Source organism: Streptomyces sp. SAS_270 (assembly GCF_052543295.1).
This window is the reverse complement of record NZ_JBMNDS010000028.1, coordinates 75,572-100,864: the sequence shown is the minus strand read 5'-3', so window position 1 is coordinate 100,864 and position 25,293 is coordinate 75,572. Positions and strand designations below refer to the sequence as shown.

Annotated in this window: 21 protein-coding genes and 3 tRNA genes; 12 read left to right on the top strand and 12 right to left on the bottom strand. The window is 71.4% G+C overall.

The genetic code is table 11. The annotated features are described in order from the left end of the window. Positions 1-16: 16 nt before the first annotated feature. From ACN6LB_RS20580 to ACN6LB_RS20570, 3 genes are read right to left on the bottom strand one after another with little or no spacing between them, the layout of a single operon-like run. The gene (locus tag ACN6LB_RS20580; RefSeq protein WP_445027197.1) at positions 17-1,219 is read right to left on the bottom strand and encodes a thiolase family protein; all 1,203 of its coding nucleotides are present in this window, start codon (positions 1,217-1,219) and stop codon (positions 17-19) included. Next, on the bottom strand, positions 1,216-1,860 hold the full coding sequence (locus ACN6LB_RS20575) for a CoA transferase subunit B (protein WP_445027196.1): 645 nt from the start codon (positions 1,858-1,860) through the stop codon (positions 1,216-1,218). The genes ACN6LB_RS20580 and ACN6LB_RS20575 overlap by 4 nt, the downstream gene beginning before the upstream one ends. Beyond that, the gene (locus ACN6LB_RS20570; RefSeq protein ID WP_445027195.1) at positions 1,860-2,642 is read right to left on the bottom strand and encodes a CoA transferase subunit A; all 783 of its coding nucleotides are present in this window, start codon (positions 2,640-2,642) and stop codon (positions 1,860-1,862) included. Before ACN6LB_RS20570 ends, ACN6LB_RS20575 begins: the two co-directional genes overlap by 1 nt. A gap of 264 nt (positions 2,643-2,906) precedes the next feature. On the opposite strand from ACN6LB_RS20570, the gene ACN6LB_RS20565 reads away from it, so the two are divergent. After that, the gene (locus tag ACN6LB_RS20565; protein ID WP_356143137.1) at positions 2,907-3,377 is read left to right on the top strand and encodes a MarR family winged helix-turn-helix transcriptional regulator; all 471 of its coding nucleotides are present in this window, start codon (positions 2,907-2,909) and stop codon (positions 3,375-3,377) included. Positions 3,378-3,408: 31 nt separating this feature from the next. Here the strand turns inward: ACN6LB_RS20565 and ACN6LB_RS20560 are convergent, their stop codons facing one another. Continuing rightward, on the bottom strand, positions 3,409-4,404 hold the full coding sequence (locus ACN6LB_RS20560; RefSeq protein ID WP_445027194.1) for a DUF3048 domain-containing protein: 996 nt from the start codon (positions 4,402-4,404) through the stop codon (positions 3,409-3,411). Positions 4,405-4,552: 148 nt separating this feature from the next. Further along, positions 4,553-5,623 (bottom strand): ATP-dependent DNA ligase, encoded by a 1,071-nt coding sequence (locus ACN6LB_RS20555; protein ID WP_445027193.1) that lies wholly within the window; start codon positions 5,621-5,623, stop codon positions 4,553-4,555. A 74-nt stretch (positions 5,624-5,697) separates the two neighbouring features. Between ACN6LB_RS20555 and ligD the strand changes: the two genes are divergently transcribed. Further along, positions 5,698-6,714 (top strand): non-homologous end-joining DNA ligase, encoded by a 1,017-nt coding sequence (gene ligD / locus ACN6LB_RS20550; RefSeq protein WP_445027192.1) that lies wholly within the window; start codon positions 5,698-5,700, stop codon positions 6,712-6,714. Positions 6,715-6,882: 168 nt separating this feature from the next. Further along, positions 6,883-7,917 (top strand): LacI family DNA-binding transcriptional regulator, encoded by a 1,035-nt coding sequence (locus tag ACN6LB_RS20545; RefSeq protein ID WP_445027191.1) that lies wholly within the window; start codon positions 6,883-6,885, stop codon positions 7,915-7,917. A gap of 46 nt (positions 7,918-7,963) precedes the next feature. On the opposite strand, the gene ACN6LB_RS20540 is transcribed toward ACN6LB_RS20545, so the two are convergent. The 3 genes from ACN6LB_RS20540 to ACN6LB_RS20530 all read right to left on the bottom strand — a co-directional run bounded on the left by ACN6LB_RS20540 (position 7,964) and on the right by ACN6LB_RS20530 (position 11,233). Further along, the gene (locus ACN6LB_RS20540) at positions 7,964-8,629 is read right to left on the bottom strand and encodes a TetR/AcrR family transcriptional regulator (protein ID WP_445027190.1); all 666 of its coding nucleotides are present in this window, start codon (positions 8,627-8,629) and stop codon (positions 7,964-7,966) included. A 173-nt stretch (positions 8,630-8,802) separates the two neighbouring features. Next, complete coding sequence (locus ACN6LB_RS20535) at positions 8,803-10,029, bottom strand: glycoside hydrolase family 64 protein (RefSeq protein ID WP_445027189.1); 1,227 nt, start codon at positions 10,027-10,029, stop codon at positions 8,803-8,805. Positions 10,030-10,441: 412 nt separating this feature from the next. After that, the gene (locus tag ACN6LB_RS20530; RefSeq protein ID WP_445027188.1) at positions 10,442-11,233 is read right to left on the bottom strand and encodes a VOC family protein; all 792 of its coding nucleotides are present in this window, start codon (positions 11,231-11,233) and stop codon (positions 10,442-10,444) included. A 271-nt stretch (positions 11,234-11,504) separates the two neighbouring features. Between ACN6LB_RS20530 and ACN6LB_RS20525 the strand changes: the two genes are divergently transcribed. From ACN6LB_RS20525 to ACN6LB_RS20495, 7 genes are all read left to right on the top strand, one after another. Beyond that, positions 11,505-11,750 carry a WhiB family transcriptional regulator gene (locus tag ACN6LB_RS20525; RefSeq protein WP_356143121.1) on the top strand — a complete coding sequence of 82 codons (246 nt, stop codon included), beginning with the start codon at positions 11,505-11,507 and terminating at the stop codon, positions 11,748-11,750. Between the two features lie 141 nt (positions 11,751-11,891). Further along, positions 11,892-11,963 (top strand) — tRNA-Glu (locus ACN6LB_RS20520). 11 nt (positions 11,964-11,974) lie between these two features. Beyond that, positions 11,975-12,046: transfer RNA gene (locus ACN6LB_RS20515), tRNA-Ala, on the top strand. Between the two features lie 24 nt (positions 12,047-12,070). Next, positions 12,071-13,555 carry an SDR family NAD(P)-dependent oxidoreductase gene (locus ACN6LB_RS20510; RefSeq protein WP_445027187.1) on the top strand — a complete coding sequence of 495 codons (1,485 nt, stop codon included), beginning with the start codon at positions 12,071-12,073 and terminating at the stop codon, positions 13,553-13,555. 20 nt (positions 13,556-13,575) lie between these two features. Further along, positions 13,576-14,775, top strand: a complete 1,200-nt coding sequence (locus ACN6LB_RS20505) for a ribonuclease inhibitor (RefSeq protein ID WP_445027186.1) — start codon at positions 13,576-13,578, stop codon at positions 14,773-14,775. 22 nt (positions 14,776-14,797) lie between these two features. Next, positions 14,798-14,873, top strand: a tRNA-Trp gene (locus ACN6LB_RS20500). Between the two features lie 88 nt (positions 14,874-14,961). Then, positions 14,962-18,345, top strand: a complete 3,384-nt coding sequence (locus ACN6LB_RS20495) for a hypothetical protein (protein ID WP_445027185.1) — start codon at positions 14,962-14,964, stop codon at positions 18,343-18,345. A 59-nt stretch (positions 18,346-18,404) separates the two neighbouring features. Here ACN6LB_RS20495 and ACN6LB_RS20490 read toward each other — a convergent pair whose 3' ends face one another. The 3 genes from ACN6LB_RS20490 to ACN6LB_RS20480 form a co-directional block, all read right to left on the bottom strand. Continuing rightward, positions 18,405-19,382, bottom strand: a complete 978-nt coding sequence (locus tag ACN6LB_RS20490; RefSeq protein WP_356143111.1) for an acyl-ACP desaturase — start codon at positions 19,380-19,382, stop codon at positions 18,405-18,407. Between the two features lie 207 nt (positions 19,383-19,589). Beyond that, positions 19,590-20,366 (bottom strand): dimethylargininase, encoded by a 777-nt coding sequence (ddaH, locus tag ACN6LB_RS20485; RefSeq protein ID WP_445027184.1) that lies wholly within the window; start codon positions 20,364-20,366, stop codon positions 19,590-19,592. A gap of 129 nt (positions 20,367-20,495) precedes the next feature. Then, entirely contained in the window at positions 20,496-22,130 is a 1,635-nt protein-coding gene (locus tag ACN6LB_RS20480; protein WP_445027183.1) for an ABC-F family ATP-binding cassette domain-containing protein, read from the bottom strand. Positions 22,131-22,502: 372 nt separating this feature from the next. On the opposite strand from ACN6LB_RS20480, the gene ACN6LB_RS20475 reads away from it, so the two are divergent. Continuing rightward, positions 22,503-23,366: an isocitrate lyase/PEP mutase family protein gene (locus ACN6LB_RS20475; protein WP_445027182.1), complete on the top strand. Its 864-nt coding sequence runs from the start codon at positions 22,503-22,505 to the stop codon at positions 23,364-23,366. 78 nt (positions 23,367-23,444) lie between these two features. On the opposite strand, the gene ssgD is transcribed toward ACN6LB_RS20475, so the two are convergent. Beyond that, positions 23,445-23,861: a spore wall synthesis regulator SsgD gene (gene ssgD, locus ACN6LB_RS20470; RefSeq protein ID WP_356143103.1), complete on the bottom strand. Its 417-nt coding sequence runs from the start codon at positions 23,859-23,861 to the stop codon at positions 23,445-23,447. A gap of 277 nt (positions 23,862-24,138) precedes the next feature. Between ssgD and ACN6LB_RS20465 the strand changes: the two genes are divergently transcribed. Then, positions 24,139-25,233, top strand: coding sequence for a WD40/YVTN/BNR-like repeat-containing protein (locus ACN6LB_RS20465; RefSeq protein WP_445027181.1), 1,095 nt, complete (start codon positions 24,139-24,141; stop codon positions 25,231-25,233). Positions 25,234-25,293: the final 60 nt, after the last annotated feature.

Below are 25,293 nucleotides of genomic sequence, written 5' to 3'. Positions count from 1 at the left end.
GTTCCTGGTGCTTCCTTCAGCGTTCGAGGACGAGGGCGAGGCCCTGGCCGACACCGATGCAGAGGGTGGCGACGCCGACTCCGCCGCCCTGGCGGGCGAGTTGGTGGGCGACGGTCCCGGCGAGCCGGGCGCCGGACGCGCCGAGCGGGTGGCCGAGGGCGATCGCGCCGCCCCGGGGGTTGAGGATCGCGGGGTCGAACTCGGGCCACTCGGCCACGCAGCCGAGCACCTGAGCGGCGAAGGCCTCGTTCAGCTCAAGAGTTGACAGATCGTCAAATCCCTTGCCCGCCTTGGCCAGGGCTCGGTTGACGGCTTCGACGGGGGCGAGGCCGAAGTACTGCGGGTCGATCGCGGAGACGCCGGTCGCCGAGACGCGGGCCAGGGGTTCGCGGCCGGTCGCCTTCAGCCCCTCCTCGTCGACCAGGAGCAGGGCGGCGGCGCCGTCGTTGAGGGGGGAGGCGTTGCCCGCGGTGACCGTTCCGTTCTCGGTGCGGAAGGACGGCTTGAGCTTGGCCATCGCCGCCAGAGAGCCGTCCGGTCGTACGCTCTCGTCGGCGCCGAAGACGACCGGGTCGCCCTTGCGCTGCGGGATCGTCACCGGCGCGAGCTCGGCGTCGAACAGGCCCGTCTGCTGAGCGGCGGCCGCCTTGCGGTGGCTGTTGAGGGCGAACTCGTCCTGCTGCTCGCGGCTGATCTTGTGCTTGTCGGCGATCAGTTCCGCGGACTCGCCGAGCGGGATCGTCCACTGCGGGTCCATCCTCGGGTTGACCATGCGCCAGCCCAGCGTGGTCGAGTACAGCTCGGCGTGCCCGGCGGGGAAGGGCCTGTCGTTCTTGGGCAGCACGTAGGGGGCCCGGGTCATGGACTCCACCCCGCCCGCGAGCGCGATGTGGGCGTCGCCGACCGCGATGGCGCGCGCGGCCTGGATGACCGCCTCCAGGCCGGAGGCGCACAGCCGGTTGACGGTCACGCCCGGCACGGAGGTGGGCAGCCCGGCGAGCAGGGCGGCCATCCGGCCCACGTTGCGGTTCTCCTCACCGGCGCCGTTGGCGTTGCCGAAGTACACGTCCTCGATCCGGGACGGGTCCAACTTCGGTGTACGCGCCAGGAGTTCGCGAATCGCGTGAGCGGCCAAGTCGTCCGGGCGCACGCTCGACAGGGCGCCGTTGTAACGGCCGATCGGCGTGCGCACGGCATCGACGATGTAGACGTCCTTCACTGCAGGTCCTCCGCAACGGTCAGCTTGGCGTCGGTCTTGGCGATGATGTCCTCGATGCTCACGCCCGGCGCGCACTCCACCAGGAGCAGCCCGTCGGCGGTGACGTCGAGGACGCCGAGGTCGGTGATGATCCGGTTGACGCAGGCCTGGCCCGTCAGCGGCAGGGCGCACTCCTGAAGGATCTTCGGGCTGCCGTCCTTGGCGGTGTGCGTCATCACCACGATGACGGTGCGGGCGCCGTGCACCAGGTCCATCGCCCCGCCGATGCCGGTGATCAGCTTGCCGGGGATGGCCCAGTTGGCGAGGTCCCCGGCCGCGGAGACCTGCATGGCACCCAGGACGGCGACGTCGATGTGCCCGCCGCGGATCATCCCGAAGGAGAGCGCCGAGTCGAAGAAGGAGGCGCCCGGCAGGACGGTGACGGTCTCCTTGCCCGCGTTGATCAGGTCCGGGTCGACCTGTTCGTCGGTGGGATAGGGGCCGGTGCCCAGGATGCCGTTCTCCGACTCCAGGATCACCTCGACGTCGTCGGGGAGGTAGTTGGGGATCAGCGTCGGCAGACCGATGCCGAGGTTGACGTACTGCCCGTCCTGGAGCTCTCGCGCGGCGCGCGCCGCCATCTCCTCGCGTGTCCAGGCCATCAGGCACCCACCGTCCCTTGTCCCGCAGGCGCGGAAACCGTGCGCCGTTCGATCATCTTCGCGCCTGCCTGCTCCGCTGTGAGCGCGACCACCCGCTGCACGAAGATTCCCGGCAGGTGCACCGCGTCCGGGTCGATCTCCCCGGGCTCCACGAGCTCCTCGACCTCCGCGATCGTCACGCGCCCGGCCATCGCGGCGAGGGGGTTGAAGTTGCGGGAGGACTTGTTGAAGACCAGGTTGCCGTGCCGGTCGCCCTTCCAGGCGCGTACCAGCGCGAAGTCGGTGCGGATACCGCGCTCCAGCACGTACGCGGTGCCGTCGAACTCCCGCACCTCCTTGGGCGGCGACGCCACCGCGACCCCGCCGGAGCCGTCGTAGCGCCACGGCAGCCCGCCGTCGGCGACCTGGGTGCCCACTCCGGCCGGGGTGTAGAAGGCCGGGATCCCGGCCCCGCCCGCGCGCAGCCGTTCGGCCAGCGTGCCCTGGGGGATCATCTCGACTTCCAGCTCCCCGGCCAGGTACTGCCGGGCGAACTCCTTGTTCGCGCCGATGTAGGAGCCGGTCACCCGGGCGATCCGCCCCGCCGCCAGCAGCACCGCGAGACCGGACTCCATCGCCCCGCAGTTGTTGGAGACCACGCCCAGACCGGAGATTCCCCGCTCGTACAGAGCCTGGATCAGCACGTTCGGCACACCGCTCAGTCCGAACCCGCCCACGGCGAGCGTCGCACCGTCCGGCACATCGGCCACGGCCTCAACGGCTGTGGCGACCACCTTGTCCATCCGTGAAGCCCCATCTCTACCGAGCGTCCAGCACCGCATTTAGTCAGGGCACTGATTATTTGTCCGAGGTTTCAAACACGCTGCCACCGGATCTCCTGGCAGTCAAGACCCCGAATGAATGTGCAGGTGAGAGTCTCCGTGCCACGTAGGAGACAGGGTGAGGTGCATCCTTGTATCGTTCAGTACACCAACGAATCAGTACACCGACGAAACGAACCCGACGCGCGGCGAGGTGCGGCGCGTACCCGGAGCTGAGGAGCGCACATGGCCGCGGTGGACCTGTCCACGCACCCCGGGCACCTGGCCCGGCGGCTGCAGCAGGCGCACTACCTGCTCTGGAACGCGATGGTGTCGGAGGAGATCACGTCACCGCAGTTCGCGGTCCTGAACGCGCTCGTCGCGGAGCCGGGCCTCGACCAGCGGACCGTGGGGGAGCGGGTGGGCCTGGACCGGTCGACCATCGCCGAGGTGATCAGCAGGCTCGGCCGTCGAGGGCTGCTCGACAAGGTGCGCGACCCGCAGGACGGCCGCCGCTTCCTGCTCCGCCTGACGGACGAGGGGACGCGTACGCACCGCAAGCTCACCGTGCGTACGGCCCGGATGAACCAGGTCTTCCTGGCCCCGCTCTCCGCGGAGGAGCAGGGCGTCTTCTTCGATCTCATCCAGCGCGTCTCCGACGCAGCCGAGGGGCTCCGCAACCCCGCTCCCGCGGATCCCCTCGTCACCCAGCGCTGACCTCGCGTGCCGCTTCCCGCCTTCTCCTGGTTCACGCCTTCGCGAAGATCACCCACACCTGGCCCTTCGCGAAGTTCATCGGCGCTCCGTCCGCCGTCGTGAACTCGGTGCCGCCCGTGGCCGTCGCGCGCTTCCAGCCGACGTCGAAAACCTGTCCGTCGCGCAGCACCTCGGCCTTCCCCGCACCCACGGTCTCCGTGTACGGCGTGTTGTTGCCCAGGTAGTCGTGGAACTTCGACGCGCGCACCTTCACGTGCTGCACCACCACGGTCGCGGGAGCCACCCGCTGCCCCGACGTCAGGACCGTCGGCGTCCCGTCCATCGACACCAGCCAGCGCGACCGGCTCGTGGACCAGGTGAAGGTGAAGCGGGCCGAGGGGAAGCGGACCGTGCGCTCGCTCTCCGGGCTGCCACCAGCGGGAGCCGCACCGTAGTGGAACCCCGTCGTCAGGGCCCCGGAGCCTGCCGCGGTCCCCACCAGCTGCTGGGGGTGGAGATAGAGATTGTGCGGAGCGGGCTTGTCCGCGCCCCGGTAGAAGCCGTCGGTCCCGCTGTCCGCCGGCCGCGCGTGCAGCGGCGCCTTGTCGATCAGTGGCAGGAGCTTGTGCTGCGCCCCGGAGAACGCCAGCGTCGGGTCGTCGAACTGGCGCAATAGCTCCAGATCGGACTCGCGGGCACTGCGCACCGGCCCGACGGACTTCGGCAGCTGGGTCGCGTACACCGCCATCAGCCGGCTCAGACCGCCTTCGACCTGCTCCGCGTACACGATGTCGGCCGCGTCCAGACCCGTCTGGGGGCGGGCCGCACTCACGTTGTCGATCTTCACCGCGAGGACCGAACCGCCGCTCGGCGCCGTCCTGTTGTCCTGCCCCGTGCCCTCGCTCTCCCCCTGGCCCTGTCCCCGGCCGCGCCCGTCGTCGACTCCGCCACCACGCACGGTGCAGCCCGTACTCAACGAGCCCACCACCGCCGCGGTCAGCAGCGCTGCCGTCATCGCACTACGCCGCACCCGCGCCACCTGTCTCATGGCCACCCTGCCACCCTGTCCTGTGTCGTTCATTGTGCGCTTATACGCTCTTTGATGGCCATACCCGATCGGTTCTGATTGTGCGCGGTGGGTAGGCCGATCGGCTCAGCGCGACCATGCGGCAGGGGTGGGAGTGGGGCGGAAGCGATCAGTCCTGCGGGCCGAAGACCTCCGCGAGGTCGTATCCGACCGGCTCCTCGAGCTGGCTGTAGGTGCAGCTCTCGGCCGTACGGTCGGGGCGCCAGCGGCGGAAGCGGGCCGTGTGGCGGAAGCGGACGCCGTTCTCCATGTGGTCGTACGCCACCTCGGCCACCAGCTCGGGCCGCAGCGGCACCCAGGAGAAGTCCTTCTTGGTGGACCACCGGCTGGGCGCCCCCGGCAGCCGCGCCGTCTCGTGCGCGGCCTCATCCGACCAGGCGGCCCACGGATGCAGGCCGACATCCTCCAGCCGCAGCGGCTCCAGCTCCTCCACCAGCTCCGCGCGCCGCTTCATCGGGAACGCGGCGCTCACCCCCACGTGCTGAAGGGTGCCTTCGGCGTCGTAGAGGCCGAGCAGCAGGGAGCCGACGACGGGCCCGCTCTTGTGGAGGCGGTAGCCGGCGACGACCACGTCCGCCGTGCGCTCGTGCTTGATCTTGAACATGGCGCGTTCGTCCTGGCGGTAGCGCAGGGTCAGCGGCTTGGCGACGACCCCGTCGAGGCCCGCCCCCTCGTACTGATCGAACCACCGCTCGGCCACCTCGCGGTCCGTCGTCGCGGGCGCCAGGTGGACCGGCGCCATCACCCCCGACAGAGCCATCACCAGCAGGGCGCGCCGGTCGCCCAGCGGGACGTCGAGCAGGGACTCGTCGGCCAGCGCCAGCAGGTCGAAGGCCACGAACGAGGCCGGGTTCCTCTCGGCCAGCATCCGCACCCGTGAGTCCGCCGGGTGGATGCGCTCGGTGAGCGCGTCGAAGTCGAGCCGGCCCTCCCGGGCGATCACGATCTCCCCGTCCATCACGCAGCGCCCCGGCAGCCGCTCCTTCAGCGCGGCCACGAGCTCAGGAAAATACCTGGTCAGCGTCTTGCCGGTACGGCTGCCGAGCTCGACCTCGTCCCCGTCGCGGAACACGATCGCCCGGAACCCGTCCCACTTCGCCTCGTACTGCATGTCCGGCGGGATCTTCGCCACGGACTTGGCGAGCATCGGCTTCACGGGCGGCATCACCGGCAGATCCATGGTCCGATTCTGCTGCGGTTCGCAGAATTTTGCCCGGTATGCGATGTATGAGCGATACGCCTACCGTGGCTCGCATGGGCGATGCGGTGGAACTGGAGACGGCCGGCAGGACGGTACGGCTGTCCAGTCCGGACAAGATCTTCTTTCCGGAGCGCGGCTTCACGAAGCTGGACCTCGCCCAGTACTACCTGGCGGTCGGCGACGGCATCCTGCGCGCGCTGCGCAACCGCCCCACCACCCTGGAGCGCTACCCGGACGGCGTGGCCGGCGAGTCCTTCTTCCAGAAGCGGGCGCCGAAGAACATGCCCGACTGGATCCCGACCGCTCACATCACCTTCCCCAGCGGCCGCAGCGCCGACGAGATGTGCCCCACCGAGCCCGCCGCCGTCCTGTGGGCCGCCCAGTTCGGCACACTCACCTTCCACCCGTGGCCGGTACGCCGCGACGACGTCGACAGCCCCGACGAACTCCGTATCGACCTCGACCCGCAGCCCGGCACGGACTACACCGACGCCGTCCGCGCCGCCCATGAACTGCGCGAAGTCCTCCACGAGTACGGCGGCCTGCGCGGCTGGCCCAAGACGTCCGGCGGCCGCGGCCTGCACGTCTTCGTGCCGATCGAACCGCGTTGGACCTTCACCCAGGTACGCCGGGCCGCGATCGCCGTCGGGCGCGAACTGGAGCGCCGGATGCCCGACCAGGTGACCACGCACTGGTGGAAGGAGGAACGCGGCGAGAAGATCTTCGTCGACTACAACCAGACCGCCCGCGACCGCACCATCGCCTCCGCCTACTCCGTGCGCCCCCGGCCGCACGCCCCCGTCTCCGCCCCGCTGAGCTGGGACGAGGTGGAGGACGCCAGGCCCCGGGACTTCGACCTGGCGACCATGCCCGCACGCTTCGCCGAACTCGGCGACGTGCACGCCGACATGGACGACCACGCCTTCTCCCTGGAGGCGCTGCTCGAACTCGCCAGCCGGGACGAGCACGACCACGGCCTGGGCGACCTGCCGTACCCGCCCGAGTACCCGAAGATGCCGGGCGAGCCGAAACGGGTGCAGCCGAGCCGGGCCAGGCACACGGACCAGTAGGAGCCCCGGGCTCGGCCGGGACCCGGCGCGACCGTGCCGGGCACGAGGTGCCGCACGGTCCGCGCAACACGATTTCGGCGAGGCGGACTTCGCGCCGGGAGCGCTCTCACCGCACGCAGGACGGCGGCTATCCTGATCCACAACCGCCACCCGCTGAGGAGCCCCGAGGTGACCGAGTCGACGACAGAGCCGCGCCCCACGCTGGAGGCGGTGGCCGCGCGGGCCGGGGTCTCCCGGGCCACCGTGTCGCGGGTCGTCAACGGGGGCGACGGGGTGCGCGAGCCCCTCGTGGAGCGCGTCAGAAGAGCCGTCGAAGAACTCGGATACGTGCCCAACCAGGCCGCGCGCAGCCTGGTCACCCGGCGCCACGACGCCGTGGCCGTGGTGATCGCCGAACCGGAACCCCGGGTCTTCGCCGACCCCTTCTTCGCACTCCAACTCCGGGGAATCAGCAAGGAGTTGACCGCTCATGACTCACAGCTGGTGCTGCTGCTCACGGAGGGGCGCGACGACTACGCACGCGTGGGCCGCTATCTCGCCGGCGGACACGTGGACGGAGCGCTCGTCTTCTCGCTCCACCTCGACGACCCGCTGCCGGGCCTGATCCACGGCGCCGGTGTGCCCACCGTGTTCGGCGGGCGGCCGGGCTGGGGCGAGGGCATGCGCGGCGCGGTGTACGTGGACAGCGACAACCGGGGTGGCGCCCGCGACGCCGTACGCCATCTCGTCGAACTCGGCCGGACGCGCATCGCCCACATCACCGGCCCCCTCGACCAGACCTCGGCCGTCGACCGGCTCGACGGGTTCCGGGACGTGATGGTCGACGCCGACCCGCGGCTCGTCGTCCAGGGCGACTTCACGCCCACGGGCGGCGAGCGGGCGATGCGGGAGCTGCTCGAAAACTGCCCGGACGTGGACGCCGTCTTCGCCGCGAACGATCTGACGGCCTCCGGCGCCCTGCGCGTCCTGCGTGACCAGGGGCGGCGCGTGCCCGACGACGTCGCCGTGATCGGCTTCGACGACATGCTGCCGGTCGCCGAGCAGACCGACCCACCGCTCACGACGGTCCGTCAGGACATAGAGGAAATGGGCAAGTTGATGGCCCGTCTGCTGCTGCGCGGCCTCGACCGCCGGGCGGTACAGGCGGGCCTGCCCTCCAGTGTCGTGCTGCCGACGACACTCGTACGACGGGCCTCCGCCTAGCCGTCCTCCCGGGCGCCTTCGCCCGGATCCTGTCGACGCGCTCCCGTCAGTCCTGGTGCGGGCCCAACTCGGTCAGAACTGTGCCTAGTTGGGCTGCGGTGAGCGGGGGTTGCGGCAGCTTCGACATGGCAGGGGAGGGGCGCAGTCCGTCGAGGAAGAGGGCGAGTGGGCGGCGCCACGCGTCGGGGTCCGCGACGGTGAGCGCCGGGACGGTGCGGCCGAGCGCGGCCAGCGCGAGAAGCAGGTCCTCGGTGGTGACGTCGGCGCGCACGGTGCCCTGGTCGCGTCCGCGGCGCAGGAGTACGTCCACGGTCTCCCGGTTGTGGGCGTGGACGGCCTCCAGCGAGGCGACGCCCTCCAGATGTGTGGTCATCAGGTCGTTCGTGCCGCGGTCCGCGGCCAGCCCGGCGAAGACGGCTTCCAGGTAACCCAGCAGACCCGTCCAGCCGTCCTCGACGGTCCGGGCCTGCTCCCCGGCGGCCATGGTCCCGGTCAGTGCGTCCTGGAAGACCTCGTCCACGAGCGCGGCACGGGTGGGAAAGTTCCGGTACAGCGTGGCGTTTCCCACCCCGGCCCGCCGGGCGATCACGTCGAGCGGCGCGTCGAGCCCCTGCTCGGCGAAGACGGCACGGGCCGCCGCGACGAGCAGGTCACGGTTGCGCTGTGCGTCGCGCCGCCGTACCGGCTCCGGCCCGTTTACGCCAGCCGTCATGTGCTCACCCCTCGACCTTGACAGTAGTGGGGGCTTGTCCCCGGTACTGCCGCTGATGCTATCGCCGATCGGGGCGGGTCGGATGCCGTGCTCGGCCGCCTGACGCCGGGCACCAGGTGCCAGGTGTCGCCTCCCGGGCACCAGGCCCGGGCGTCCGGAGGCTCAGCCGGCGCTCACGCCCCGACGGTCACCGTGAACCGTCGCGGGTTGCCGTCGTGGGCCGCGCCCGACACGTCCGGCTGGCCGTCGGGGCGTACGTCGTCGTACGGGAAGGCGTACCCGATGGGCGAGTTGGCGTGGACGACTCGGGCCCAGTGGTTGGTGGTGGCGCCCTGGTAGTAGTCGGCGGTGCTCGTGCCGTTCGGCTGGGAGGGGTGGGTGAGCATGATCGAGCGGTTGAAGCCGGCGGCGAGCCGGGCGAGCAGGCCCTTCTTGTCGTCGGGGTCGCCGGGGTTGTTGGCGAACGGGCCGTGGTTGCAGGTGAAGATGTCCTTCGAGGTCGGCTTGGTGAAGGTGTGCCCGCCGGTGAAGGTGAGTGTGTCGCCGCTGACCCGGCCGGTGAACACGCCACGGCCGCCCTGGAGGTCGATCCGCAGGTCGGTGCTCCGGTACTTCGCCCACACCTGGTCGATGTAGCTGTCCCAGACGGACCGGAAGGGCATCTGGTCGGGCCGGTCGAAGTAGGGGGCCATCAGGTTCTGCGGGGAGATGACGCGCAGCACCTTGCCGTCGGAGCCCCGGATGACGAGCTTGTCCCACGGCTGGCCGTCCTTGGCGGCCTGTGCCGTGAGGCCCGAGGCGATCTTGTCCAGGGCGCCGTTGGGCAGCGGGGCGACGGTGTGCGTGGCGTCGCCCTCCAGGGTCAGACCGATCGGCAGGGCGGTCACCAGGTCGACGTAGCTGATGTTCGCGTACAACTGATCGCTGTTGAAGGTGAACTCGCAGAACGACCACGTCCTGCCGTAGTTGGCGTCGGCGGCCGTGGCGAAGGCCGGCTCCACCAGGGCGGGGCCGGGGTTGAGGAAGAAGGAGAGGGTGTTGTCGCGCACGAAGTAGATCCGGGCGCCGTACATCTGAGGGAGTGTCAGTACCTTGGGTGCCGAGCCTGCGGCGCCGAGCGGGATGGAACAGTCGACGGGCAGCGGTGTCTGTGGGGCCGACGGCGAGCTCGGCCGGTAGACGCTGCCGTCGGCCCGCAGCAGGATCCAGTTGCCGGTGGCCTGCTCGTGCCCGGTGACGTACGCCCGGACGGTGCCCGGCAACGAGGCGTTGCGCAGGGCGAGTTGGCAGGTAGCGGGTGCGGCCTTGGCGCTGGGGCTGAGAGCGCTGCCCCATACGGGGTAGGTGGCAGCGGTCGTGGCTGCGGCGGCTCCGGTCAGGAACAGGCGGCGTGATATCACGGCAGACCTCCTGGATGTGGGGGGAGGCAGGGGAGAACCATGGCCCTGTGGGGAAGGCCGGTCCCTGCGGTCCACCACTGTTCCCAGGGGGAGTTGCACCGTCAAGGGTTATGACTGAGAGCGCTCTCGAAAACTCCTCGCGTTCAGAAGGTGAAGGCTGGGTGGGGTGCTGAGGAAGCGAGTCGGAGGGGGCGGCGGACCGGCCGGATCCTGAAACGGCGGACCGGCCGGATCCTGAAACGGCGGACCGGCCGGATCCTGAAACGGCGGACCGGCCGGACCCTGGGACGGCTGACCGGCCCCCGACCCGGGGACAGCGGCACGGCCCGGCCCTGGAACAGCGGATGGACCCCGCCCCCGGAACAGCGCAACGGCCGGACCCCGACGCGGCGGGGCCCGGCCGATGTCCGGCTCAGCCCTGCTGTGACGCGCTCTTGATCACGGCGAACCTGGCCCCGTACGGGTCGGCGAGCCTCGCCATCCGGCCGACGCCCTCCATGTCCGTGGCGGGCACGAGGACCGCGCCGCCCGACTCCTGGGCCTTGGCGACCGCGGCGTCCGTGTCCTCGACCTCGAAGTACGGCAGCCAGTACGCACCGGAGTCCGCCTCGGCCGGGTCGTCGGCGAGCGGGACGAAGCCGCCGAACATGTCCTCCTCCTCGGCTCCCGCCGGGTTCACACAGGTGTAGGTGCCACCCGGGAAGGGTGCGGCCGAGGTGCCCCAGCCGAACACGGAGTCGTAGAACGCGGCAGCCGAGGCGATGTCCGGTGTGTACAGCTCGACCCAGCACAGCGAGCCCGGATCACCCGCCACCTCGATGCCCTTGGTCTGGCCGGGCTGCCAGAGACCGAAGTGCGCGCCCGCCCGGTCCGCGAGAATCGCCATGTGCCCCTGGCCCATCACGTCCATGGGCTGCATGAGAACGGAGCCCCTGGCCTGCTCGGCCGCCTTCGCCGTGGCCTCCGCGTCGGGGGTCTGGAAGTACACGGTCCAGGACGGCGGGCCCTGTTCCGGCGTGGTCTGCATGCCGCCCGCCGCGGTCTTTCCGGCGAGCTGGAAGAAGCCGTAACCGCCGGCGTCCGGTCCCGCCGACTGGAACTGCCAGCCGAAGAGGCCGCCGTAGAAGGAGATGGCGCCGTCGATGTCGGACGTGCCGACATCGATCCAGTTAGGGGCGCCGGTGACAAAACGGGTGGTGAGCATCATTGCCCTCCTTTGAGGGGTCCCGTTGCCTGCTCTGCCGAGTCTTGCACCGCCCACTGACAATCGCTGCCGCAGCGCGGCCGCCCGCCGCAGTGACGGACGCCGTCACCTCACGTGACCAGTCGGATCCACCAAGTCCTCGCGCGCCTCGCGCGCCGCCGTGCGCTCCGGTGCGCGGCGGGCAACCATCTGAGGGCGGGGTGAGGCTTCGGTACACGGCGTTGATCCGGCGTTGATCGAACGTTTTTCGCCGCACGGCACGATCTCGCCCATGCACATCGAAACGATCACCCCGCCGGACGTCGCCTGGCACGAGCAGGCGCTGTGCGCACAGACGGGGGCCGAGTTCTTCTTCCCCGAGCCGGGCAGCTCCGTACGCGAGGCGAAGCGCATCTGCGGTATGTGCCAGATGCGTTCGGCGTGCCTGGAGTACGCCCTCAACAACGACGAGCGCTTCGGAGTCTGGGGCGGCCTCTCCGAAAAGGAACGGCTGAGCCTGCGGCGCACGCAGGACTGAGCGGGCGGCCGCCGCTTCACTGGTCTGCCGTGCCTGCCGTGCCTGCCGGTCCTGCCGTACCCGCCGTACCCGCCGTACCGGCGTGGCCGGTAAATCGGTGGGCGTCCAAATGGGCGTGTGGCTAAGATTCTGCCGGCACATCCGGACGTAGAGCAGAGGCAGACTCGCCGCCCTCTCAAGGCGGTCACGCCGGTTCGAATCCGGTCGTCCGGACCGTGTCCTACGGGTCAGTCGCGCAGAGGCAGGCGCTCCTTCACCGCATGAAGGCTACGTCGGTTCGAATCCGGCCTGATCCACCGCGAAGCACACAGGGGTGGGACATGGGCGATGGTGACGCGATCACCGAGGAGGAGCTGGCGGCCTTCCACCGTACGGTCGGCAGGCTGCGGGCGTTGCCCGTCGACGACCCGGTACGGCTGCGGGCCGAGCAGGTCGCCGTGTCCTTCGCGCGCGACGGCAGGCTGCGTCGGCGCAAGGCGCGCGGAGCGGAAGTGTCCGCCGCCGACGCGGCCGTGATGGCGACGACCGCGACCGGGGCGCTCGACCGGCGCGAGGACGCACCGCTCACGACCACTGGTCGCGGCCCCGACGCCGGCTCCATCGACGGTCCGGACTCTGGCGCGGGCCTCGGCGCCGGCTCCGACCCCGGCTCGGGCATCGACCCCGGTTCCGGCCTCGCCCCCGATCTTGGCCCTGGTCTCGATCCCAGCCTTGGTTCAGGCCCCGGCCTCGGCGGCGTATTCCGGAAACCGCGCGCCTGCTACGTCTGCAAGACGCCTTACCGACAGGTCGACTCCTTCTACCACCGGCTGTGCCCCGAGTGCGCCGCCGAGAACACGGCCCGGCGGGCGCTCGGCACCGATCTGAGCGGTCGCCGCGCCCTGCTGACCGGCGGCAGGGTCAAGATCGGTTTCCAGCTGGCTCTGATGATGCTGAGGGACGGGGCCGAACTCCTCGTCACCAGCCGGTTCCCGCACGACACCGTGCGCCGGTTCTGGGCCGAGCCGGGCAGCGAGAAGTGGCGCGACCGGCTGACCGTACTCGCCGTCGATCTGCGTGATCCGCGCCAAGTCCTCGGGCTGTGCGAGCAGTTGAGGCATGAGGGGGAGCCGCTCGACATCCTCGTGAACAACGCGGCGCAGACGGTGCGCAGGCCCGTGGAGTCGTACGCCCTGCTGGCTGCGGGGGAGTTGCCCGGACTGCCCGAAGGGGCGCGGGAGGCTCCTGGGTTCACGCCCCTGCGGGCGTTGGGGACCGGTTCGGCGGCGCTCCCCCTGGCCTTGCGGGAGGCCGACGAGGCCGGGCTGCTGCCCGATCCGTCGCCGGACAACTCCTGGTCGGCGAGACTGGGCCAACTCGACCCGGCCGAGGTCCTGGAGACCCAGCTCGTCAACGCCCTGGCCCCGACGCTGCTCTGCGACCGGCTGCTGCCGCTGCTGCTGGCGTCGCCGCATCCGCGCCGCTATGTGGTCAACGTGACGGCGGTCGAGGGCCGTTTCGCCGTGCGCAACAAGATGGCGGGGCACCCGCACACCAATATGGCCAAGGCCGCCCTCAACATGCTCACCCGGACGAGTTCCGCCGAACTGGCCGAGCAGGGCGTGCACATGTGCGCCGTGGACACCGGCTGGATCACCGACGAGAACCCTGCCCCGAAGAAGGCGCGGATGGCGGACGCCGGGTTCCGGACGCCGCTGGACATCGTCGACGGGGCGGCGCGCGTGTACGACCCGATCGTGCGCGGGGAGGCGGGCGCGCCCGTGTCCGGGGTGTTCCTCAAGGACTACCGGGAGGCGGCGTGGTGAGCGGGCGCGAGGAGGCATCGGTGCGAGGCTTTGCCGGAGTGCCTTCCGTCGTACCGCGTCCGGTGGCCGAACTGGCGCCGCTGCTCGACTGGTTGCGCGACGGCCGCCCGGCGGGGGAGCGGCTCGACTTCACGGCCGGCACCGCGCTGCCCGACGGCCGCCTCGACCTGTGCAAGCAGAGCCTGGGTGTCCGGGGCGCGGTACTCGTGGCCGAGGCCATGTCGCAAAGTGCGTCTCCCGTACGGCACTTGCTGCTCGGCACCGATGGGCTCGGCGACGAGGGTGCTGCGGCGGTGGCGGGCGGCACGGCCGCCGAGACGCTCTACCTCGGGTGCAACGGCATCACGGCCGGTGGCGCCTGCCGGATCGCCGACAACCTGCGAGCCTCGCCGAGCGTCGTCACCGGCGTGTGGCTCAAGCGCAATCCGCTGGGCAGTGAGGGAGGACGGGCGGCGGCCGAACTCATCGACGCCGCACGTGCGTTGCGCACGCTCGACCTCGTGCAGACCGGGCTCGACGCGGCGGGCACGGTCGTTCTCGTTGACGCGCTGCTCGCTGCGGCGGACAACGGTCGCCGCGTCGAGCGGCTGTTCATCGGCGGCAACCCGGTGGGTCTGCGGGGCGCGGCCGCGTTGGCCGCCCTGATCGCCGCCGGCGCGGTCGATGAACTGTATGTGTCCGCGGCCCGGTTGGGTGACGCCGGTGCGCAGCACCTCGCCGCCGCCCTGGACCGCGCGCCGTACGGACGGCTGTCTCGGCTCTCGATCGCCAGTAACGGGATTGGGCCCGAGAGCGCCGCCCGGCTGGTGACCGCTGCGACCGCGGCCGGGGTCGCGTTGCTCGACCTGGGCCGGGTGCGGGCCGCCGCCGTGCTCGGGGCGGACGACAACAGCGTCGACCTCGCCGCCGTCGAGGCGATGGCCGATGTACTCGCCGGTGGTGAACACCGCCTCACCCACCTCGTCCTCAGCCACACGGGTCTGCGCAGCCGCGAGGCGCACCGGCTCCTCGACACGGCACCGCGCGCGGTCACGGCCACGCGGTTCGTGCTCGGACAGGGCATCGCGGCGAGCATCAAGCGGCGCCTGGATGCCTGCAGCGCGCACGTTCCCGCGCCACTCGTTCCGGCGGACGTCGCCGCCGTACGCAGCGTCCACCGGACCGCCCCCGCCGAGCCGCCCGACGGGGACGCGTGCGGTGGGACCCATCCGCCTGGCTGAGGCATTACGCTCGGCCGCAAGGGCGGGGCCGTAGCGCAGAGGCAGGCGCGCCGGTCTCCAAAACCGGAACACGCTGGTTCGAATCCAGCCGCTCCGCCCCCTCCCCGCCCGGGAACTGCTGGGGGCGCCCCGGCGGCCGCCGGGAAATCAGTACGCCGTACGGCATCCAGCAGACAGAATCCCTGTATGACCCGCACCTCCGAGCAGCAGCATGCCGAGCAGCACGTCGAAGGGCTGCTGCACGCCCTCGACCCGCTCGCGTACCCCCAGCGCATGCGTGAGCTCGCCCGGCGGGTCAAGGAGACGGCCGCGCTGCGACCGGTGCTGGAGGAGCTCGAAACGCGCGGCCCTTACGAACGCGGGATCGCTGTCGTGGCCGCTTCCGTGGGCCAGGACGTCGAGTGGATCGCGGACCGCCTCGCCGATCCGGACGCCTTCGTGCGCGGACACGCCCAGCGGGTCGCCGAAAGCCTCCATGTGCCCGACGCCGCCTACGAGTCGGCGCTCGACGACGCCCCGGAGGTGATCCGCAGAGAGCTGCTGCGTGCGATCGTCGCCGGACGGCGCATTGCGCTCGCCGAGCGGCTGGTGGACGCGGTGCGGCACGACTGGGGTGACGCGGAGGCGGCGCGGCTGCTGCCCGGATGCACTCCGCAGACGGTCGCCCGGCTGCTTCCCGACCTCTTCCATGCCGTCACCGGCTGGAAGGCGCTCGCCAAGTGGCACCCCGGCCCCCTTCTCGACGTCGCGGAACGGGAGTTGACGGCGCTGCCCGAGGCGTTGCGCGCCACCTGGTGGGCCCGGTACACGCCGGGCGTGGCCGCCACCGCCCGAGCGGAGCCCCTGCGCGTACTCGACCTGCTGGAGCGCTTCGGGCCTCCCACGTTGCCGTACCAACTGCACGACGTGCTGGGGGAGTTCGCGAAGGCCGACCCGAGCGGGCTGCTGAGGCTGCTGCTCACGCTCGCCGGAATCGCCGCGCGCCGCAGAAGGGCCCTGAGCCGCGCCGTGCTGCACAGGCTGGCCCGTTCCGGCGCACCCGAACTCGCCGCGTACGCCGGCGTCCTGGCCGACTGGGGCGGCCTCGACCCGCTCGTGAAGGCCCTGCCGCCCGCTCGGCGCCACGCCTTCTACCGGGCCACGCAGGAAGGCCGCGGAGGCGGACACGTCGTCCTCGACGCGGTCATCCTCGGAGTACTGCCTCGCAGTGCTGTCGCCGAGGAGGCCCGGCGGATGGCCGCCGTCGCGCGCGAACGCGGCGCCACATGGAAGACTCTGCTGCTCGCCGATTCCTTCCTGCCCGTCGCCGAAGTGCGCGAGCGGCTCATCGAGGCCACCCGCCGTCCGGCCGCCGAAGACCGCGCGGACGCCTGGCCCTTCCTCATCCGCAACGCCGCCCGCTCCGGCGACCCGGGGGCCGTCGCCTTCGTACTGGAGGAAATGGGGCGGCTGCGCAACGAGCAGGACCCGGTGCGCTCGGCCGCCCTCGGCGCGCTGTCCGGCGTCCGGGCGGCGTTGTTCACCGAGGACGCCGAGCCGTACCTCGACCGGATCGCCGTGGACGCCGTCGAGGCCCGCGACTCCTCGCCCGACACCCGCCGGCACCTGAGCCGACTCGCCGTCGGCGTGCTGCGCGAGCACGCGGCCGACGGGCGACGGGAGTTGGTGAACTGGGCCCTGCGCACCCTGGTCCGGATCTCCGGCAACACCGGCGGCGCCGACCTCGGCCGACTCGACGCGAAACTGCGCCGCGGCCAGGAACACCAGGTGTACGAGGCCCTGCGCCCCTGGATCGAGGCCGGCGCCGAGAAGTCCGACTACAGTCTCGCCTTCGCGCTCGCCCGCGCGGTGGGGCGCCGCGCCGCCGGCATGCCCGAGCTGCAGGAACTGCTGTGGCAGGCCATCCGTTACGGCAGTGACGGGACCGTGCGCAGCGCGGTCGAACTGTGGCTGGAGGCGCCCGCGGCGCGGGACGAGCGGGTGGCGCGCATCCTCGCACTGGAACCCTCCGCGAGCGCACTGTGGTCCGTCCGCGAGATCGTCACGCGGCGCCGTACCGATCTGCTCGACCTGCTGCTCGCCGAGGCCCCTCCGTACGGGCGCTTTCTGACCAAGGGCACCCCCTGGACCGTGTCGGTGGACCGTGACATCCGGCGTTGGGTACCACGCCAACAGCTCGCGGTGGCACGGCAGTTGACCAAGGAGGCCGAGGACACCGGACTGCCGGCGTACCAGCGGGCCGAGGCCGTCGCACAGGGTGCGCGCATCCCGGGCTGCGGCGCCGATCTCGTACGGCGCTGGACGGATTCCCCGGACGTGGTGCTCGCCGAGGCGGCCCTGGCCGCGCTCGCCCGTACCGACCGGCCCGCCGAGGCGCTGCCCGAACTGCTGGCCCACGCGGGCGGCGAGCGCGCACGGGTCGCGGTGTACGCGGCCACGCAGGCGTCGCGGTATGCCGCACCGTCCCGCCTCGCCGAGCAGCTGCGCGCGGTGCTGTTCGCGTCGGACAGCAAGGTGACCAGCCGCAAGGAGGCCGCCCGGCTGGCCGCGGTGCGGCTTCCGGTACCGCAGGCGGCGGCGCTGCTGACCGAGGCGTACGCGGCGCCGGGCACCCACCGCGACGTCCGCGCCGCCGTCGTGGCCTTCGCGGGCAGCCTGCTCGCCGAGGAATCCGTGTGGAACCTGCTGCACGACGCGGCGGGCGCCGAGCCGGTGCTGCGCGCCGCGATCCTGCGCGTCACCCCCTTCGACCTGCCCGAGCCCCATCGAGAGCGCTACGCCCGCCTGGTGCGCGAGGTGTCCCGCACCGACGACCCGGAGACCGCCGCGCCCGCTTTCGCCGCCCTGGCCCGCTGGGCCCTGTGGTCCCCGCAAGCCGCGACGGTCCTCGCCGAGGCCACCACCGATCTGGACGAACGTACGACATGGCGCGCGGCCGCGGACGGTCTGGTGACCGCGGCCGCCGGTGCACCTCGGGGGGTGGCGGCCCTTGAGTGGGCCCTGAGGACGTTGGCCGAGGCGGAGGCGGCCCCGGCTGCGCACGCCGACGCGCACGCCGATGCCGGCGAGCATCGCGATCGTCCGGCCCGGCAGCGCGTCGACCATCTCGTCGGGGTCCTCGACCAGCGGGCCAGGACGGCTCCTGGAACCATCCGGTCCGCGGCGCTGGCCGCCGCCGAGCTGCTCGCCGGGTACGACGCCTTCGTACCGCAGGCCGCCGCGATCATGGCGTTCCATCTGGACCTGGACGAGGAGCCGCTGCGGCTCGACCGGCTGTCCGCCCTCACCGAAGGCCGCCCGGCGCTCGCCGCCCGGACGGCCCGTGAGCTGGGGGAGCGGTTGCAGCGGCAGCCGCAGGAGGGGGACTCCGAGGCGCTGCTCGACGCGGTGGGGCGGCTCACGGAGCACGGCGGGTACGGCGAGGGGATGCTCGCCGCGGCCGTCACCGAGGCGATCGGCGGCCGCACGGGCTGGACCGCGCCCTGGCGGGAGCGGCTGAGAGCACTGCGCCGCCACCCGGTGGCCGACGTGCGGGACGCGGCGCTGGACCAGGTGACGGCGTACGAGTGAGGTGACCCGGTCAGGGCCCGCGACGGGCCCTGACCTGGGGTGGCCGGGAAGGAAGAGGGTCAGCCGGCGGCGCGCGCGGCCATCCGCGCCTTGCGGGCCGCGAGCTTCTCGTCGAACTTGAGGGCCTCGGCGTCCAGGCCGCCCATGAAGAGACCGAGCTCCTCCTGCGCGTGCAGGCCCTCAGGGCCGAGGCCGTCGATCTCCAGCACCTTGAGGTGGCGCAGCACCGGCTGCAGCACGTCGTCGTGGTGGATGCGCATGTTGTAGACCTCGCCGATGGCCATCTGTGCGGCGGCGCGCTCGAAGCCGGGCATGCCGTGGCCGGGCATCCGGAAGTTCACGACGACGTCGCGCACGGCCTGCATGGTGAGGTCGGGGGCCAGCTCGAACGCGGCCTTGAGGAGGTTGCGGTAGAAGACCATGTGCAGGTTCTCGTCGGTCGCGATGCGCGCCAGCATGCGGTCGCAGACCGGGTCGCCCGACTGGTGGCCGGTGTTGCGGTGCGAGACGCGGGTCGCGAGCTCCTGGAAGGCGACGTACGCGACGGAGTGCAGCATCGAGTGGCGGTTGTCCGACTCGAAGCCCTCGCTCATGTGCTGCATACGGAACGCTTCGAGCTGGTCCGGGTCCACGGCGCGCGAGGCGAGCAGGTAGTCGCGCATCACGATGCCGTGCCGGCCCTCCTCCGCGGTCCAGCGGTGCACCCAGGTGCCCCAGGCGCCGTCGCGGCCGAAGAGCGAGGCGATCTCGTGGTGGTAGCTCGGCAGGTTGTCCTCGGTCAGGAGGTTGACCACCAGGGCGATCCGGCCGAGCTCGGTGACCTTGGACTGCTCCTTGCCCCAGGCCTCGCCGTCCTCGAAGATGCCCGGGAAGTTGCGGGCGTCGCTCCACGGCACGTACTCGTGCGGCATCCAGTCCTTGGCCACCTTCAGGTGGCGGTTGAGCTCCGTCTCGACCACTTCCTCCAAGGCGTACAGCAGCCGAGCGTCGGTCCAGGCGGTGGACGGGCTACCGAGGTGCGGGGAGGTGATCGTCACGGGTACTCCAGAGGGGACGTGATTGCCGAACGGGAACACTGAGCGGGATTCGCAACCTACGGCATCGTAGGCTACGTATCCGTAGGTTACGTATCCGTAGGTTAAGGGCGGTGTAAACACTGCTGATCAGTAGGGGTGCCTGCCGGGAACCGGGTATTCGGTGGACCCGCAGGTCGGGGGGTCGAATGGGGCATATCGATCATCCGTTCACCCGTACAGCTCTCTCAGGCGGACAGAGAGACATGTCACACAGCCTTCGAGCTTCTCGAACTCGCTGATGTCCACGAGAACGGGTTCGTGGCCGAGATCCGCGAACAGCTCGGCCGTCTTCGGCGCGCTCGCCGCCATCAGCAGCTTTCCGCCGCCGAGCAGCACCACATGCGCCCCGGACTCCTCCGGCACCGGCAGGAAGCGCGGGAACAGCGAAGGCGTGTCCACGAGCGGTTCGTGCCCGATCACGGTGCCGTCGGGCAGCGCCGTGACCGCCGACTTCAGGTGCAGCACTTTGCTGACGGGTACGGCAACGACCCGCGCCCCGAGCGGTTCGAAGGCCGCCCTGAGCTGTTGGAGCCCGGCCGCGTTGGTGCGCCCGCCGCGGCCCACGTACACGGTGTCGCCGACCTTCAGGATGTCGCCGCCGTCCAGGGTGCCCGGCTCCCAGACCCAGTTCACCGAGCAGCCGAGGCGGGCCACGGCCTCCTCGACCCCGGCGGTCTCGCCGCGCCGGGACTCGGCGCCCGGGCGCGAGATCAGGGCGACGTTGCGGTACACGACGACGGCGTCCTCGACGAACACGGCGTCCGGGCAGTCGTCGGCGGGCTCCACCTCGACGGTGTCCCAGCCGTGCGCACGCAGCGCCTCCGCGTACGCCTCCCACTGCTCGACCGCCAGGTCGACGTCCACCTTCTCGCGCTCGATGTGCGTCACCAGCCCCTCGGCGAGGCGTGGACCGGGACGGCGTATCAGGGCTTTCTGGCTGGGCACGGGCAGGTCTCCAAAACGGCAGGGGGTGTCGGCGCACATCATGCAGCGATGGTGCGCGCCGACAAAAGCCCCCGGGGTCGACGTGGGCCGGCCTCCGTACCCGACGGTAGGCGCTCGCGGTACCGGCCGCTAAGCGGGATACCCGACAGCTTCCGGAGCGATTTCTTTCAGTTCTCCTCCTTCCAGCAGCAGCCACCGCGTGATTCCGATCGACTTCAGGAACGGCACGTCGTGGCCGGCGACGATCAGTGCGCCCTCGTACGACTCCAGAGCCGTGGTGAGCTGCCGGACGCTCGCCATGTCGAGGTTGTTCGTCGGCTCGTCGAGCATCAGCAGCTGCGGTGCGGGCTCGGCGAGCATCAGGGCGGCCAGGGCCGCCCGGAAACGCTCGCCTCCGGAGAGCGTCGCCGCCTGCTGGTCGGCGCGCGCCCCGCGGAACAGGAAGCGGGCCAGCCGCGCCCGGATCCGGTTGTTGGTGGCACCCGGCGCGAAGCGGGCGACGTTCTCGGCGACGGTCAGCTCGTCGTCGAGGACATCGAGCCGCTGCGGCAGAAAGCGCAGCGGCACATGGGCCTGCGCCTCGCCGGACACCGCCGCCAGTTCGCCCGCGACGGTGCGCAGCAGCGTGGTCTTGCCCGCGCCGTTGCGTCCGATCAGCGCGATCCGCTCCGGCCCGCGCAGCTCGAAGATCCCGTTCACGCGCGCCCCGTACAGCAACTCCAGTTGCTGGAGTGTGAGTACGGTGCGGCCGGGCGGTACGGCCGTGTACGGCAGCTCGATACGGACCTCGTCGTCGTCCCGTACGGCGTCCACCGCCTCGTCGAGCCGTTCCTTGGCCTCGGTGAGCTTCTCCTCGTGCATGATGCGGTGTTTGCCCGCGGACTCCTGGGCGGCACGTTTGCGCGCGCCCATCACGATCTTCGGTTCGCGCTTCTGGTCCCACATCTTCTGGCCGTACCGCTTGCGGCGGGCCAACTTCATGTGTGCCTCCGACAGTTCGCGCTTCTGCTTCTTCAGGTCGGACTCGGCGACGCGCACCATGCGCTCCGCCGCCTCCTGCTCGGTGGCGAGCGCCTCCTCGTACGCGGAGAAGGTGCCGCCGTACCAGGTGATCTCTCCGGAACGCAGATCGGCGATCTGGTCGACCAGGTCGAGGAGTTCGCGGTCGTGGCTGACCACGACCATGACCCCGGACCAGGCCTGGACGGCGGCGTACAGCCGTCGCCGCGCATACAGGTCCAGGTTGTTGGTCGGCTCGTCGAGGAGCAGGACGTCGGGTCGGCGCAGCAGCAGCGCGGCCAGCCGCAGCAGTACCGACTCGCCACCGGAGACCTCCCCGATGGTGCGGTCCAACTCGATGTGACCGAGGCCGAGTTCACCGAGCGTCGCGAGCGCGCGCTCCTCTACGTCCCAGTCGTCGCCGACGGCCTCGAAGTGCTCCTCGGCGACGTCACCCGCCTCGATGGCGTGCAGCGCGGCGCGGACGGCGGCGATGCCGAGCGCCTCGTCGACGCGCAGGCCGGTGTCCAGCGTGACGCTCTGCGGCAGGTAGCCGACCTCGCCCGCGACACGGATCGCGCCGTCCGCCGGGGTGAGTTCCCCGGCGATCAGCTTCAAGAGGGTTGATTTCCCTGATCCGTTGACGCCGACGAGCCCGGTCCTGCCGGGGCCGAAGGCGACTTGGAGATCGTCGAAGACGACCGTTCCGTCCGGCCAGGCGAAGGACAGGGACGTGCAGGCGATGGAGATGGGGAAGGTTGACATGAGTGCCTCGCGGTTGCTAGGTGGGGTCGGGGGCAACGCGTTCGGGACACCGCGGGGCGACGACGGTCCAGTACCGGCGGGCAGCAGAAAGGCCCTGTTCCGGAGGACGGCTCGAATGCCGAGGTCGCACGCTGCGCACACGGGCGCCCATGAAGGGGGCTGCGTTGTGTGACGCGGTGTCTCAAGACCTCAGACGAGCAACGTCCTTCTCCAATCGACGGCAACAGGACCGTCAACCAAAGTAGGAACAGTCCGGGATGCTGTCAACGCATTAAATGCCGCAGCCCACCGAGAGCGCCGAACGCTCGGGGGTTCACATACATGTCGGATTCTCGCCAGCCACCGAGCGTGCCCCCTGGTTGGCTCGGGCCCATGACGAACCTGCAGGCGAATGAGAACGCGAACCCCACCCCGCACCCGCTGCACGAATCCGCCGTGGCCTTCCGCGCGCTGCACGTCCCGGGCCGTCCGCTCGTCCTCCCGAACGCCTGGGACACCGCCAGTGCCCGGATCATCGAGGAGGCGGGCGCCGCCGCGGTGGCGACCACCAGCGCGGGCCTCGCCTGGGACCTGGGCGCGGCGGACATGGACCGGCTCGACCGGGACAGCGCGCTCGGTGCCGTCGAGCGGATCGCCGCAGCCGTCCGCGTGCCCGTCAGCGCGGATGTCGAGAGCGGCTACGCCGCCGACGCCGAGGGTGTGGGGGACACGATCCGCGCCGTCCTCGCGGCCGGCGCGGTGGGCGTGAACATCGAGGACGCCCTCTACGGCGCAGAGGCGCCCCTTCGCCCGGTCGCCGAGCAGGCCGAACGGATCGCCGCGGCCCGTGCCGCGGCCGACGCGGCCGGAGTGCCCTTGTTCGTCAACGCCCGCATCGACACGTATCTGAGGGGTGCCGGAAAAGTCGAGGAGACCCTGGAGCGGGCCGCCGCCTTCCTTGCCGCCGGTGCCGACGGGATCTTCGTCCCCGGGGCCGTCGACCCGGAGGTGGTGAAGTCCCTCGTCGAGGGCGTCGAGGGCCCGCTGAACGTGATGGTGGGCCCCGGTGCGCCGTCCGTCGCCGAGCTCGCCGCCCTCGGAGTCGCCCGGATCAGCGCGGGTGCCGGACTCGCGCAGGCCGCGCACGCCGTGGTCCGCCGCGCCGCGCGGGAGCTGCTGGGCGAGGGGACGTACGGGCCGCTGGCCGGAGGCCTCGACTACGCCGAGCTCAACGGGCTGCTGGGAGGCGTTCGTTAGCGCTCGCCAACGGAACCCGTTTCCCGTCCGGGTGACCTGAGCCCGCCGTAGGCGCAATCAAGCCAACGTCGGCACCGCTCAGCACGCGTCCCGCATCAGTTCCGCGAGGTCGTGGTCGAGGTCGACATGGAGGTGCTCCAGCCCGAGGGGAACCAGCTCCGTCGTGCGCTCGAGGAAGCCGCGCAGTTCGCCGGAGCGGACGTGCACGACAGCGGTCCCCTCGGGCGCGTGGAACTCCAGGACGGTGCGGTCGTAGCCGTAGGGCCGCACGCGTACGTCGCCGTATCCCGCCTGGTCCTCCATTCCGCACACGAGCAGCTCACGCGCGAACGTCCAGCACACCTCGACGCCCTCCAGCGTGGCCGGGGCGGGGAAGGTCATACGGATGGCGAAGGGGTCGCGCCGGTCGTAGTGGAGCGTTGCGGGAATGCTCGGCATCCGCGGCGCGGCGGCGACGAGGCGGGCCTCTACGGGCTGCTCGATGACGGTGGACAACGCCTTGCTCCCTTGTGTGACGGCTGGAAGTACTCCGGGCGGACGAGGACGGGCACTTGGAGAGACGATGGATTCGGCCAATGCGTGCACCAGGGACCCGAGTGACCTCTGTCACCGAATCCATTCACTGAGGTGATCCACCTCTCGTCCGCGCTCCCACGGACATCGGAGAGGACACCGGACGGGGGCTCCGGGGTTCCCGCCAAGGGCATCTGGACGACATCGGGTCCGTGGACTAGCTTCGCCCGCCATGAGGGGCATGGGGAAGACGCGACGCATGAGACGTACGAGTCGGACGACGACGGTGGGGGCATGCGCGGTCGCGCTGGCCGCCGTACTGGCCGCGCCCGCACAGGCACATGAAGCGGACAGTGCGCAGGCGAGCCAGGCGGAGAAGCGGGTGCCGCACTGGGAACTCAAGGACAGCGGCACCGACGTACGGTTCCGCGGGCTCTCGGCGGTCGCCCGGGACACCGCCTGGGTGGCCGGCTCCAAGGGCACCGTGCTGCGCACCACCGACGGCGGCGCGCACTGGCGAAACGTCTCGCCACCCGGCGCCGCGGACCTGGAGTTCCGCGACATCGAGGCGTTCGACGCGCGGCGCGCCGTGGCCCTGTCCATCGGCGAGGGCGAGGCCTCGCGGGTCTTTCGCACCGACGACGGCGGCGCGACCTGGACCGAGTCCTTCCGCAACACCGACGAGAAGGCCTTCTACGATTGCCTCACCTTCTTCGACCGCCGCCACGGCCTGGCGATGAGCGACCCGGTGGACGGAAAGTTCCGCATCCTGTCGACCAGTGACGGCGGCCGCTCCTGGACGGTGCTGCCCAGTGCAGGGATGCCCGCGGCGCAGGACGGCGAGGCGGGCTTCGCGGCGAGCGGGCAGTGCCTGGTCGCCTCGGGGCCGCGCGACGTGTGGCTCGCCACCGGCGGCGGCGCCCACGCGCGCGTGCTGCACTCCGCCGACCGAGGGCTGACCTGGACAGCCGCCGAGACCCCGGTCCCGGCCGGCGACCCGGCCCGCGGCGTCTTCGCCGTCGCCTTCCGCGACCGTACGCACGGCCTCGCGGTCGGCGGCGACTACCGCGCCGACCAGGCGTCACCCCGGGCCGCAGCCGTCACCCCCGACGGCGGCCGCACCTGGACGCCCGCCGGCCGGCCCCCGCCCGCCTACCGCTCCGGCGTGGCCTGGCTCCCGCACAGCCGCACGGCCGCACTCGCGGTGGGCCCCACCGGCACCGACCTGACCACGGACGGCGGCCGCAGCTGGCAGACGCTGGACACCGGCTCGTACGACACCGTGGACTGCACCCCCGACCTGGCCTGCTGGGCCTCCGGTGAGAAGGGCAGGGTGGCCCGGCTGGAGCGCTGATGATGTTCCCGGCGAAAACGGGTACTCGTGCGTGACCGCACCCCGAAAGGAAGTGACCGG

Bases quoted from the DNA above. Each gene is read 5' to 3' on its own strand.
- ligD (WP_445027192.1), top strand. From the start codon at position 5,698: ATGGGCGATGCGGTGGAACTGGAGACGGCCGGCAGGACGGTACGGCTG.
- ACN6LB_RS20510 (WP_445027187.1), top strand. From the start codon at position 12,071: ATGGGCGATGGTGACGCGATCACCGAGGAGGAGCTGGCGGCCTTCCAC.
- ACN6LB_RS20555 (WP_445027193.1), bottom strand. From the start codon at position 5,623: ATGGATCTGCCGGTGATGCCGCCCGTGAAGCCGATGCTCGCCAAGTCC.
- ACN6LB_RS20475 (WP_445027182.1), top strand. From the start codon at position 22,503: ATGACGAACCTGCAGGCGAATGAGAACGCGAACCCCACCCCGCACCCG.
- ACN6LB_RS20530 (WP_445027188.1), bottom strand. From the start codon at position 11,233: ATGCTCACCACCCGTTTTGTCACCGGCGCCCCTAACTGGATCGATGTC.
- ACN6LB_RS20480 (WP_445027183.1), bottom strand. From the start codon at position 22,130: ATGTCAACCTTCCCCATCTCCATCGCCTGCACGTCCCTGTCCTTCGCC.
- ACN6LB_RS20465 (WP_445027181.1), top strand. From the start codon at position 24,139: ATGAGACGTACGAGTCGGACGACGACGGTGGGGGCATGCGCGGTCGCG.
- ACN6LB_RS20575 (WP_445027196.1), bottom strand. From the start codon at position 1,860: ATGGCCTGGACACGCGAGGAGATGGCGGCGCGCGCCGCGCGAGAGCTC.
- ACN6LB_RS20525 (WP_356143121.1), top strand. From the start codon at position 11,505: ATGCACATCGAAACGATCACCCCGCCGGACGTCGCCTGGCACGAGCAG.
- ACN6LB_RS20540 (WP_445027190.1), bottom strand. From the start codon at position 8,629: ATGACGGCTGGCGTAAACGGGCCGGAGCCGGTACGGCGGCGCGACGCA.
- ACN6LB_RS20570 (WP_445027195.1), bottom strand. From the start codon at position 2,642: ATGGACAAGGTGGTCGCCACAGCCGTTGAGGCCGTGGCCGATGTGCCG.
- ACN6LB_RS20565 (WP_356143137.1), top strand. From the start codon at position 2,907: ATGGCCGCGGTGGACCTGTCCACGCACCCCGGGCACCTGGCCCGGCGG.
- ACN6LB_RS20560 (WP_445027194.1), bottom strand. From the start codon at position 4,404: ATGAGACAGGTGGCGCGGGTGCGGCGTAGTGCGATGACGGCAGCGCTG.
- ACN6LB_RS20495 (WP_445027185.1), top strand. From the start codon at position 14,962: ATGACCCGCACCTCCGAGCAGCAGCATGCCGAGCAGCACGTCGAAGGG.